The 12,649-nt window shown below is 36.0% G+C and carries 12 protein-coding genes and 1 riboswitch; of the genes, 3 read left to right on the top strand and 9 right to left on the bottom strand.

Translation table 11 applies throughout. The annotated features are described in order from the left end of the window. Positions 1 to 4: 4 nt before the first annotated feature. On the bottom strand, positions 5 to 1,099 hold the full coding sequence (locus BFS35_RS00295; RefSeq protein ID WP_099579719.1) for an AAA family ATPase: 1,095 nt from the start codon (positions 1,097 to 1,099) through the stop codon (positions 5 to 7). A gap of 156 nt (positions 1,100 to 1,255) precedes the next feature. Here BFS35_RS00295 and BFS35_RS14090 point away from each other — a divergent pair, with 156 nt between their 5' ends. Beyond that, positions 1,256 to 1,387, top strand: coding sequence for a hypothetical protein (locus tag BFS35_RS14090; protein ID WP_275068208.1), 132 nt, complete (start codon positions 1,256 to 1,258; stop codon positions 1,385 to 1,387). 168 nt (positions 1,388 to 1,555) lie between these two features. Next, entirely contained in the window at positions 1,556 to 2,545 is a 990-nt protein-coding gene (locus tag BFS35_RS00290) for a proline dehydrogenase family protein (protein ID WP_099579717.1), read from the top strand. 248 nt (positions 2,546 to 2,793) lie between these two features. Here BFS35_RS00290 and ribH read toward each other — a convergent pair whose 3' ends face one another. The 7 genes from ribH to BFS35_RS00255 all read right to left on the bottom strand — a co-directional run bounded on the left by ribH (position 2,794) and on the right by BFS35_RS00255 (position 10,712). Further along, the gene (gene ribH, locus BFS35_RS00285) at positions 2,794 to 3,258 is read right to left on the bottom strand and encodes a 6,7-dimethyl-8-ribityllumazine synthase (protein ID WP_099579715.1); all 465 of its coding nucleotides are present in this window, start codon (positions 3,256 to 3,258) and stop codon (positions 2,794 to 2,796) included. After that, positions 3,255 to 4,445: a 3,4-dihydroxy-2-butanone-4-phosphate synthase gene (gene ribB, locus BFS35_RS00280; protein ID WP_099579713.1), complete on the bottom strand. Its 1,191-nt coding sequence runs from the start codon at positions 4,443 to 4,445 to the stop codon at positions 3,255 to 3,257. Before ribB ends, ribH begins: the two co-directional genes overlap by 4 nt. Further along, positions 4,445 to 5,068, bottom strand: a complete 624-nt coding sequence (locus BFS35_RS00275; protein ID WP_099579711.1) for a riboflavin synthase — start codon at positions 5,066 to 5,068, stop codon at positions 4,445 to 4,447. The genes ribB and BFS35_RS00275 overlap by 1 nt, the downstream gene beginning before the upstream one ends. Further along, positions 5,049 to 6,098: a bifunctional diaminohydroxyphosphoribosylaminopyrimidine deaminase/5-amino-6-(5-phosphoribosylamino)uracil reductase RibD gene (ribD, locus tag BFS35_RS00270; protein ID WP_158554218.1), complete on the bottom strand. Its 1,050-nt coding sequence runs from the start codon at positions 6,096 to 6,098 to the stop codon at positions 5,049 to 5,051. Before ribD ends, BFS35_RS00275 begins: the two co-directional genes overlap by 20 nt. A gap of 136 nt (positions 6,099 to 6,234) precedes the next feature. Beyond that, a riboswitch (FMN riboswitch) is annotated at positions 6,235 to 6,361 on the bottom strand. Between the two features lie 122 nt (positions 6,362 to 6,483). Further along, positions 6,484 to 7,713: an imidazolonepropionase gene (gene hutI, locus BFS35_RS00265; protein WP_099579707.1), complete on the bottom strand. Its 1,230-nt coding sequence runs from the start codon at positions 7,711 to 7,713 to the stop codon at positions 6,484 to 6,486. Between the two features lie 54 nt (positions 7,714 to 7,767). Next, positions 7,768 to 9,417, bottom strand: coding sequence for a urocanate hydratase (hutU, locus tag BFS35_RS00260; RefSeq protein ID WP_099579705.1), 1,650 nt, complete (start codon positions 9,415 to 9,417; stop codon positions 7,768 to 7,770). Positions 9,418 to 9,437: 20 nt separating this feature from the next. After that, positions 9,438 to 10,712, bottom strand: coding sequence for a YjiH family protein (locus BFS35_RS00255; RefSeq protein ID WP_099579703.1), 1,275 nt, complete (start codon positions 10,710 to 10,712; stop codon positions 9,438 to 9,440). 123 nt (positions 10,713 to 10,835) lie between these two features. Between BFS35_RS00255 and BFS35_RS00250 the strand changes: the two genes are divergently transcribed. Then, positions 10,836 to 11,720 (top strand): LysR family transcriptional regulator, encoded by an 885-nt coding sequence (locus BFS35_RS00250; protein ID WP_099579701.1) that lies wholly within the window; start codon positions 10,836 to 10,838, stop codon positions 11,718 to 11,720. On the opposite strand, the gene hutG is transcribed toward BFS35_RS00250, so the two are convergent. Continuing rightward, on the bottom strand, positions 11,680 to 12,648 hold the full coding sequence (gene hutG / locus BFS35_RS00245; protein ID WP_099579699.1) for a formimidoylglutamase: 969 nt from the start codon (positions 12,646 to 12,648) through the stop codon (positions 11,680 to 11,682). The two genes, BFS35_RS00250 and hutG, sit on opposite strands and share 41 nt — an antisense overlap. Position 12,649: the final 1 nt, after the last annotated feature.

Below are 12,649 nucleotides of genomic sequence, written 5' to 3'. Positions count from 1 at the left end.
CTCCTTAGTTATCTTTTCCATCTGCTAAAATTTCATCTACAAGACGATGTGCTTCTTCATATTTTTCCTGGAAGCTGTCCCCTTTAAGCACAACCATCTTATCTTCCAGTCCTTGATATTTTATTTCATCTAAGAACATCTGATGCATATCAAGACGTGCTTTCTGATCCGCCATACTCATATCACGGAAACCATCATCGACGTACTGCGTCGTAGGAGGTAATACGATGATCAATGCCCATGTCTGTAAAGAAATATAATAATCGAAGACCGGTGCAATTTTTTCGTAATCTTCTGGTAGTGCATATAATTTCGTATAAAGTTTTGTTGTCATCACGTCTGTATCTGCAAAGAATACTTTACGTGTACCTGGCGAATGAATATGCTTACGATTCAGTTCAAACTGACCGATTCCAATTGCATGTAAGTCTTTAATATCAAGTTCATCATCACGCACCTGACGTGTCGTCTGATATTCTCTTGAATATTCTAATGAATACGAAGTAGAATAACGACGTGCTAAATCTCGTACGAGTGTTGTTTTACCCGTGCTTGCCGTTCCGATAATCAATATATTCTGTACAAAGAAACGTCTGAATGGGCGCGTTACAAAATCCCAGTTTAATATCGGATTCTCACGAATAGAAGTTCCGCTTATACCAGTGATACGACGATCCACTTTCGTAATCTGAACGTCGCTTGATTTGAATACACCTTTAAAATACTCATCAAGCGGCTGAATATATTCTTCTTCACCAACATAAAATGTTACAGATTCCATCGCATAGTCATTTTCTTTTGCTGCTGTTTCAATCTTTTCCTGAAGTAAAGCAAGCCATGGACCCCAACCGTCAGGATAACGTGGAATATTCGTTTCATCCAATGTTAAAACAGTAACATTCGTGTCATCCTTTAATAATTCACGCATTGCTTTCACACGGTTTGTTAAACTCATACCTGCTAAATCACCACGATCACCATCATATCCAGAAACAATTACTAACGCATGCGCATTTTCACGTTTCGCTCTAATAATCTGTTCCAGATGTCCAACATGACACGGTGCGAACGTACCAAAATAAATTCCTAAATCTCTCATCTGTCTTACCCCTTTTATGTAAATTAATATCATTATAGCAATTATACGATAATTATCTATCTTATTATTATTTACAATTTCTATATCAACACTTTACATATAATTCATTGCTTCTTCACATTCAAAGTTTAAACTGAAATATGAAGGAGGCGCGTTATGAAATTTATAAAAAAATTAATTATCGTTTTAGCTATCTTTTTAGCTTTACCCCATTTTATAGAAATTAGTAACGAACCTATCGAAAAAACATTCGTCGCAGATATGAAGAAAGCTCAGTCAAATGACTAAGCTTTTTCTTTGTTTTAAAAGTGAATTTTTTGTGAATTTAGTGTTAAATGATACTTAATTTTTTATGATTATTTAAATTTTCCTTTGACCTTTAAAAGCGTTTTCATTATGATTATTCTATTAGGGGATTGTAATCAGATGATTACTATAATTAAGGAGGAACAATAGATGGGATTATCAAGAGATTTTTTTATTGCTTTAAGTGAGAACGCAACTTTAAATGAAGCCGCTAAGAAGTATGGTTTAGCATTAGGTGCTAACAAAGTTGTTGCTGGAACTGATGTTGAAACAACAATCGAATCAATTCGTGCATTAAATGCACAAAACATTTCTGCAACTGTTGATAATTTAGGTGAATTTGTTTTCTCTAAAGAAGAAGCAACAGCAGCAAAGAACAATATATTAACGATGATCCAGGCATTATATGATGCTGGTGTAGATGCACATATGTCTATCAAGTTAACACAAATCGGTTTAGATGTAGATCCGGAATTCTGTTACGAAAATGTACGTGAAATTCTTTTAAAAGCACATGAGTGTGGTAACATGCACATCAACATGGATACTGAAGACTACAATCATACAGTTCAAACTTTTGAAATGTTAGATCGATTAAAAGGTGAATTTAAGAATGTTGGTACAGTAATTCAAGCTTACTTATTCCGTGCAACTGAAGAAATCGAGAAATATAAAGATGTACGTTTACGTTTAGTTAAAGGTGCTTATAAAGAAGATGCATCTGTTGCTTACCAATCTAAAGAAGATATCGATGCAAACTACATTAAAATTATCGAACAACGTTTATTAAACGCTAAAGCAATGACTTCAATTGCAACACACGATCATAATATTATCGATCACGTGAAGAAGTTTATCGCGCAACATAACTTAAATAAAGACTTAATCGAATTCCAGATGTTATATGGATTCCGTTCTGAGTTACAAGTTGAAATCGCAAACTCTGGTTACAACTTCTGTACGTATGTTCCTTACGGTGAAGACTGGTACGGTTACTTTATGAGACGTTTAGCAGAACGTCCACAAAACTTACAATTAGTTTATAAATCAATCGTTACACCTGAAGTAGAGCGTGGTGCGATTGTTGCTGGATCTGCATTAGCCGGACTTGTAGTATTAAGAAAATTATTTAAGAAATAATCGTTTGAAGACCGTGAACAAGATAGTGTTCACGGTCTTTTTTTGTTTTTGAGATTATGAAATTGGGAGTTCGCCAATTTCGGGTGTGATTTCGAGCGTGAAATTGGGAGTTCGCCAATTTCGGATGAGATTTCAGGCATGAAATTGGGGGATCACCAATTTCGCAACAGATTTCGCCCACCAAATTGGGGTTTCACCAATTTCGCAACAGATTTCGCCCACCAAATTGGGGTTTCACCAATTTCACACTAGATAGATTCAACCATCTTATTAAGATTTGCCATTTCTATAGCACCGATTGCCGCTTCTCCACCTTTATTGCCTGCTTTCGTACCTGCTCTTTCAATCGCCTGTTCGATTGTTTCAGTTGTAACTACACCAAATATTACTGGTATTCCATATTCTCCAGCTTTAGCAATCCCTTTTGCTGCTTCATTACATACGTAATCATAGTGTGTTGTCGCACCTCGTATCACACATCCTAAAGTAATGATTGCATCGTATTTTTTCTTTTGTGCGAGTTTACTCGCGATAAACGGTAATTCAAACGCGCCTGGTACTAAGAAAGTGTCAATATTCTCACTATCAACACCATGTCTTTCTAAAGTGTCAACCGCACCTTCTGTTAAACGGTCTGTTATAAAATGATTAAATCTTGATGTAACAATCGCAATCTTCAAGCCTTGTCCTGTTAATTGTGCACTATAGTTCATATTAATTTCTCCTCCAGTAAATGTCCTAATTTTTCTTTTTTCGTTTCTAAATAGTGTTTATTTATCGCATTGCTTTGAAATTGATGTGGAATTCTTGTTTCAACTTCTATGCCATATTTGATTAATCCGTTAATCTTTCTTGGATTATTTGACATCAGATTTACTTTACCTACACCTAAATCTTTTAATATTGAAGCAGCTACGGCATAATCACGCATATCACTATCAAATCCTAATGCATGGTTTGCTTCGACTGTATCAAGTCCTTGTTCAATCTTTTCGTATGCTTTAAGTTTATTGATCAGTCCGATACCTCGACCTTCTTGTCGTAAATAGATTAAAATACCGCCATTTTCTTCAACATGTTGCATGCCTTTTTCTAGTTGTATCCCGCAGTCACATCGCTTACTGTGGAACACATCACCTGTCAGACATTCAGAATGTATTCGAATATCAGGAACACCCTTATAGTCCTTTACATATACAACGTGTTCTTTATCGCTATAGATTTCACTAAATCCATACATCGTAAATTCACCAAATTCAGTTGGCATATTTACTTTAGCTTCGCGTGTTACGAGTGGCTTTTCACGTTTTATATACTCAACTAAATCGGCAATAGTTATCATCTTTAATCGATGTTCATCTTTATATATTGCAAGATCATCTCTTCTTGCCATCGTTCCGTCATCTTTAATAATTTCACAGATAACACCTGTCTCACTTGCACCACAAAGTTTTGCTAAATCTACACATGCTTCTGTATGTCCGACACGTTCAAGGACACCGTTCGGTTTAGCAATTAACGGGAATACATGTCCCGGTTGATTGAAGTCACTCAATGTAACATTTGGGTCCGCCAATGCCTTCACTGTACAATATCTTTCAAATGCACTGATACCTGTGGTCGTTGAAACATGGTCGATACTAATGGTAAATGCAGTTTTACTTGGATCCTGATTATTATATGTCATCGGCTGTAAATTCAAGCGCTCATTTAACGCTGCAGATATTGGTGCACACACCAATCCTCGAGCATGTGTAATCATAAAATTTATCGTATCTTCAGTCATAAAATCTGTTATCGCTACAAGATCACCTTCATTTTCACGATCTTCATTGTCGACCACGATAATTGGCTTACCTGCCTTTAAATCTTCTAATGCACTTTCAATAGCATCAAACATTACATCATCATCTCCAATTTAGATAAAGAAAGACCACTTTCTTCTTGTTTACTGTTCAATATATACTTTCCTAACATATCGAATTCAATATGTACTTTATCACCTGATTTAAGTTCTGACAGCATCGTACTTCTTACCGTTTCAGGTATAATATTCAGCTCAATTGCATGATTTAATTTAAATATCGTTAATGATATACCATTAACTGCGATCGAGCCTTTCGGTATAACAAATTTACGAAATTCATCTGGAAGTCTGAGCTTTAATTGCATTGTCTTTTCCATGTGTTTTACGCTTTCTACAACGAGACTCGTATCGACATGACCGCTTACAAAGTGACCACCAAGCCTTGTTGTCGGTAATAATGCACGTTCTAAATTTACCTTTGTACCTTGCTTCATATTTCGAAACAACGTAATAGCACGCGTATCTTCTAATATATCCACATTGAAGCTCGATTGATTAAAGGCTGTGACTGTAAGACATACACCGTTCACACTGATTGAATCACCTATGTGCATGTCTTCTATAATACGATTACACTCAATCGTCATAAAGGTAGTATCTCCCTGTTTATTCAGTTGTGCTATGACACCAACTTCTTCAATGATGCCTGTAAACATCAACATCATCCTTTCTGTAAATCAGTAATACATCCTGGTCGAAAGTCTTAACAGAGACAAGAGAAAGGTCAGTAATTTCTGACATTTGTGAAGGTTGATCAGTTGTTAAAAACTGATGTTTTGAGGATCCACCTAAAATTTTCGGGGCAATATACTGGTGTATTTCATCAAAAGTTCTGGCAGTTACAAACGAACGAATCGTCTGCATACCGCCTTCTATAATTATGCGGTTAATTTTATGTAAATATAATGATTCTAAAATGGTTTCAGGATGTAGATCAGTGAGTACAATTACCGTAACACCATCAATCGACTGTTCAGTTGTCGTCACAACGATTAATCGTGACTTATCATAATCGTTATCATCTTTATCATTCAACTCGAATAATCCTTTAGAAATAACAACTTTCCTGATCCATTTATCTTTATAGTTTCTACTATCCAGTGTTGGCTGGTCATGTTTGTATGTATTGTAGCCTACAAGTATGGCATCATTGGCATAACGCACACGGTGTGCATGATTTCTTGATGCGTCATTAGTAATCCACTGACTAACATCCCTATCATCTGCGGTCTTACCATCAAGCGTTACACCCATCTTTAATATCGTATAAGGTGATTTGTGCAGCTTCGCTTTAAAAAATGGCTGATAATAGTCGTAAATTTCACTTATATATTCTTGTTCTACAACGATGCCGTGTGCTTTCATATCATCGATACCAGAATGCAGTGATTCATCACGCACTGCAAAGACAACGCGTTTAATACCACTATCAATAATCTTTTGTGTACATGGCGGTGTCTTACCAAAATGACTACACGGTTCAAGTGTACAATAAAGCGTAGCACCGTTTGCATGTTCACCAGCCATATTGAGTGCATTCACTTCTGCGTGTGCTTCACCTTCCGTAAGATGTGCACCAATACCTACAATTCTATTATCTTTTACAACAATACAACCTACAGCAGGATTACTGCCTGTTTGACCATCTGTCCATTTTACAAGTTCAAATGCTTTATCTAAATACAAGTTATTATTCATCTCCTATAAAAAAATGCCCAAATCAAAGGATTTGGGCATGTGTATTTTAGGTTCAATAAATAAGACCATGATAATAGTATTCGTAGAATTTATGCATCAACAAATAAACCATCAAAATGGCACCTTATTCTTTCTCCCATCCAGACTATACTGTCGGTTTCTGAGTTTCACAGAATCAGCATCAAATATATATTATCAGCTCACGGACTATCACCGCCGGTTGGGAATTTCACCCTGCCCCGAAAGAATAGTTATTAACTTGTCTGTCAATTAAGACAATTTCATCATAGCGAAGATTGTATGAAAAATCAATGCAAATAATTTATTTCATCAAAAAATAATGCACTCTATCAATTGATAGAGTGCTCTGAAATTATAATTTAAATTGGTTATTAACAATCACTTTACCGTTATGGATTACTTTTTCTGCATGATTCACACCATAATGATAAGGAATATATTCATGATTCTTTGCATGCCAGATGACCAGATTCGCTGCATCACCAGCATCGATCGTCCCTGCGTCAATACCGATTGCTTTCGCTGCGTTAATCGTTACTGCATTCCAGATTTCTTTTGGTGATAACTTCAACTTAAGTCCTGCTATACTCATTACCATCTGCAAATTACTTGTAACACAGCTTCCCGGATTATAATCTGTTGCGATTGCAATTGCACCATTGTTGTCTAACATGCCGCGAGCATCTGCATATTCTTCTTTATTTAAATAGAAAGTCGTTCCTGGTAATAATACAGCTACTGTATCACTATCATTTAACATCTGCTTACCTTTTTCGCTTGCTGCAACAAGGTGATCAGCACTAATTGCTTCTTCTTCTATCGCTAACTCTAAGCCACCTAACGGGTCGATTTCATCTGCATGAATCTTAACTGGTAAACCAGCCGCTTTTGCTGCCTGCATATATTTACGAGACTGCTCTATTGTAAATACACCTGTCTCACAGAAAATATCTGCAAAATCTGCTATATCCTTAACTTCCTGTAAATCTTTAATACATTCATCAATAAATGTTTCACTATCTTTATCTTTTGGTACAGCGTGCGGTCCAAGATATGTGTGTTTCATATTGATGCCGTATTTCTCCTGAAGACGTTTAGATACACGCAGTTGCTTTAACTCATGTTCTAAAGATAAGCCATATCCACTCTTGCTTTCTACACTTAATACACCGTGATGAATCATTCGTAGTAATTCATGTTCAGCTTTCTCGAATAGTTCTTCTTCAGATGCTTCACGCGTGGCTTTCACAGTTGAATGAATACCGCCACCTTGTTCTAAAATTTCAAGATAAGAAACACCTTGACGCTTTAAACTCATCTCATGTTCACGTGAACCACCATGTACTAAATGTGTATGGGCATCAACAAGTGCAGGAGACACAGTTTTGTGCGTTCCATCGATCGTCTCTTTAGCCTCAAAGTCTTCGCTAAATTCACCAGCATATATAATCTTGCCATCTTTTATCACAACTGTACCATTTTCAATTACTTTTAGCTCAGCAAGTTCAGCACCTTTAAGCGGCTTTTCTGTCTTCTTTGGTAAGATCAGTTCACTAATATTCTGAATGATAATATCGTTCATTTTTGACATCCTTTCAAATATATATTTATATCTTAATATCTGTATTGAACTATTTTATTTTTCTAACATCGGTACATTGATACCTTTTTCTTTCGCAACATCAATCGCAATATCGTAGCCTGCATCTACGTGTCTCACTACACCCATACCTGGATCAGTTGTTAACACACGTTGTAATCGTTCTTCAGCATTCTTCGTACCATCAGCCACAACAACCATTCCTGCATGTAATGAGTAACCCATTCCTACACCACCACCATGATGGAATGAAATCCATGATCCACCTGCTGCAGTGTTAATTAAAGCGTTCAGTACTGCCCAGTCACCAACTGCATCACTACCATCTTGCATGCTTTCAGTTTCACGGTTTGGACTTGCAACACTACCTGAATCTAAATGGTCACGACCAATTACGATTGGTGCAGAAATTTCACCTGTCTCAACAAGTTTATTTAATGCTAATCCCATTTTAGCGCGTTCACCATAGCCAAGCCAAGCGATACGAGAAGGTAATCCCTGGAACGCAATCTTCTCACTAGCTAAATCTAACCAGCGCATCAATTTCTTATTATCCGGAAATAGCTTTCTCATCTCTTCATCTGCACGTTCAATATCTTTTGGGTCACCACTTAATGCTGCGAAACGGAAAGGTCCTTTACCTTCACAGAATAGCGGTCGAATATAAGCAGGCACGAATCCAGGGAAGCTGAATGCATCTTTAACCCCTTCATCAAAAGCAACTTGTCGAATATTGTTTCCATAATCGAATGCGACAGCACCACGCTTTTTATATTCAAGCATGTATTCTACGTGTTTTGCCATCGATTGCTTCGCTAAACGTACAACTTCTTCAGGATTTGTCTTACGTAACTCAATTGTTTCTTCCAGTGAATATTCAACAGGTACGTAACCATTTAACGGATCGTGTGCTGACGTTTGGTCAGTTACAATATCAACTTTGAAATCTTTTTCAAGTAATGCTTTATAGACATCAACAGCATTTCCTACTAAACCGATGGATAACGCTTCACCTTTTGCTTTTGCTTCATTCGCTAAACGAATAGCTTCATCTACGTCATGTGTCTTTACATCACAATAACGTGTTTCAATACGCTTATCGATACGTGACTCATCAACATCGATACCGATCACAACACCACCATTCATCGTTACTGCTAAAGGTTGCGCACCACCCATACCACCAAGACCTGCAGTTAAAGTGATCGTACCTTTTAAATCACCATTAAAATGCTGGTTTGCAAGTTCACCGAACGTTTCATAAGTTCCTTGCACAATACCTTGAGAACCAATATAAATCCAGCTTCCTGCAGTCATCTGACCGTACATCATTAGTCCTTTCTTATCTAGTTCATTGAAATGTTCCCAGTTTGCCCATTTAGGTACTAATACTGAGTTTGATAACAGGACACGTGGTGCCTGATCGTGCGTTTTAAACACTGCGACAGGTTTACCAGACTGTACAAGTAAAGTTTCATCTTTCTCTAAGTTGCGTAAGCTTTCAACGATTGCATCAAAACTTTCCCAGTTACGCGCTGCTTTACCGATACCACCGTAGACAACTAAATTCTCTGGATGTTCTGCTACCTCTGGATCTAAATTATTATATAACATACGAAGAACAGCTTCCTGCTCCCATCCTTTACACTCAATCTCTAAACCTTTCTTTGCTCTAATATTTCTCATCTTTAAATCCTCCTATTATATTAAAAAATAAATAATGCAAATGGAATTGTTATTAATAATGTTAATACGACTCTTTCAAACCAGATTACTACCAGTTTCCAAATTGGAATCTTAATATCAGTAGAAACGATAACTGGTACTACACTTGAGAAGAAAATAATTGCCGAAATACTCATAACACCTGTCGTAAATCTCGTTATCAAATCTGCATCCTGAGATATTGCTGCCGGTAATAACATTTCAATAATTGAAAGTGTAGAAGCTTCAGCAAGAACAGGTACGTCAATACCAGGGAATAATGATAATATCGGATAGAATATTAATGATGCATATTTAATAATTGGTGTATACTTCGCTACGAGTAAACCCAGAAGTCCAATCGACATGATTGAAGGCATAATCGCCATCGTCATGACCACACCATCTTTAATGTTAATAATGATGTTTTGTAGTAATGTATTCGCATGCTTTATGGCCTCTTTTGCTTCTAAATATGCTTCTTTCAATAAAGGCATCTCTTTACTTATCTCCTCTTTATAAGGAATATCATTATATGTTTTATTCGACTCAAATTTAATCGGCGGAATATGTACAGTGATCGCAGTCACTATAAAAGTGATAACCAATGTACTCCAGAAAAATAAATTCCAGTGGTCCATTATTCCTAATGTTTTTGCAACGATAATCATGAAAGTTGCAGATACAGTTGAGAACCCGGTTGCGATGATAACAGCTTCTTTATGTGTATAATGTCCTTCTTTATATACTTTATTAGTAATCATCAATCCGATTGAATAACTACCAACAAATGAAGCTACAGCATCAACAGCTGATTTACCCGGAGTATTAAATAGAGGTCTCATAAACTTTCTACAAAGTACACCGATAAATTCAAGTAATCCATAACCAACAAGTAAAGAGAGAAATACCGATCCTATCGGAATCAATAAACTTAACGGTATCGCTAATTTTTCAAATAAAAATGGTCCTAAATCAGGTAGTAAAACAAATTCTGGACCCACTTTAAATACAACCATGAAACCAACGATTACACCTAAAATCTTAAATATTGTAAATGACAGATCAGTTAAGCTCTTATTCCAGCTCCCTTTAATAAACGGATAAATCGCTCCAATCGTAATTAAAAGCAATACATAATAAGGTAGAACAGGTGCTAAACTCACCTTTAGCCAATTCACGATATGATCGATAATAATCGTATTATTTTCCCCAATCGTGATTGGAATAAAGAAACATATAATGCCTATGATGCTATAAACATAAAACCTCCACATCTACATCCCCCTCATTTTCTGAATATTCTATCTACATTTTCATTATAATTTGGTATCATATAGATATCTAATATTAATAAACTAATAATTAATAGCTTAAATCTATAAATAAGAGGAGATTATATGAAAATCCTGCATTTTGAATATTTTATCGCCGTTGTAGAACACAATAGTTTCACGCGTGCTGCAGAATATCTTCACATCGCTCAACCATCGTTAACAACAGCAATTAAAAAATTAGAACAAGAATTAGGATATGCACTTCTTACACGTTCGACAAAAGCAATCAAAATTACTGAAAAAGGCATATTGTTCTATCAGTATTCAAAAGAAATTGTCAAAGCTTATCACCATACTGTTGAAAAGATGTATGATTTGAACGAGAGTGATTTCCCTAAAATAAAGATCGCTATATTGGAGTCAACAAATCGATGGGTATCACAAGTCGTCAAAAATCACGCAAATCAATTTGAATCACAGCGATATCAAATTAAAGAAATTCTTTCGGTCAGAGATTCTTTAAAAACATTGATGAACTATGATGTGGATATTGCAATTACAAATGAGTTGATCAATGATGAAGCGATTGAATCCCTACCTCTATACACTGAAGAATATATTATTTTAGGAAATCAAAAAGATTTGGCGGATAAAGTAGTTACATTAGACCAACTACCGTTAATATTACCGAATGAATCATTTCAAGTTAGACAACATTTAAACGATTATTTTAATCGTCATGCAATTAGACCAAATATTGTCATGGAAGTCGACCGTTTCGATACTGCTTCTAATTTTGTGCATGACGGTTTAGGATATGCAGTTGTTCCTAAAATATATTATCAATCCTTTAATGCAAATCAACTCACTGCGCATAAAATTGAGCCAACAATTAATCGTACGATTTACATCAACTATCACAAAAAAAGAAAGCACTCATCCAGAGTACTTTCTTTAATTGATAGGTTTATTCAATATTGGAATTTCGATGCAGCATACGAAACATAATATGACCGACCATTTTAGCAGTACGTCCGTCAATATCATATTTCGGATTCATTTCAGCGATACTGATATGTTGCGTTTTATCATACTTCAATACTTCTAAAATTAATCGTAAAACCTGCTTTGGACTTAATCCAAAGCTACAAGGAGCACTAACGCCTGGTGCATATGCGCTATCAATAACATCGAGACATAACGTAAGCATAATGACATCATATTTATCAATAAATGATGCGATGCGTTCGTTAGTACTGTCCTGATCAATATGTTCAGCGAGCACATATTCAACACCACGATCATTAGCAATATTAAACAGATGCTGCGTATTTCCTGCTTGCTGAATGCCAAGTACGAGATAACCTGCTTCAGGATCTTCATCTATAATCTGCTTAAACCCTGTGCCACTTGTTGCATGTTTTGCATCACGTAAATCGAAATGCGCATCAATATTAATTACACCAATGGATTGATGTGGATAAATCTGTCTTAATCCTTTGTAATGCGCATATGAAATATCATGACCTCCACCTAATAACAAATGAAACTTCGCAAGTGAATGGCTTTTCTTAATCATATGCGCATATTCAGTTTGCACGTTTTCAACATAGGTTTCATCAGTCGATATATTCCCAAAGTCACCAATCGTTATATCGTTCATCAAAGCCATATTGCCAAATTTTTCTCTTATTGCGTCCGGTCCCTGTTGTGCTCCCACGCGACCTTGATTTAAATACACACCTCGGTCAACAGCATATCCAAGTATGCCCACATCGTATTGAGCTGTATGTTCTTTAATCTGCTCATTTTCACGATTATCATCTATTCCTTTAAGATTAACTACATCAGTAACCTGAAAATTTCTAAAATGTTCTTTTTTTTCAGTATCATCAATTCTACCAGTCCATAATTGTTCATCGCCCTTTGTATACACC

This window comes from Macrococcoides goetzii (assembly GCF_002742385.2).
Classification (GTDB): Bacteria; Bacillota; Bacilli; order Staphylococcales; family Staphylococcaceae; genus Macrococcoides; species Macrococcoides goetzii.
The sequence above is the reverse complement of the archived record's forward strand: the minus strand, read 5'-3'. Positions and strand labels throughout refer to the sequence as shown.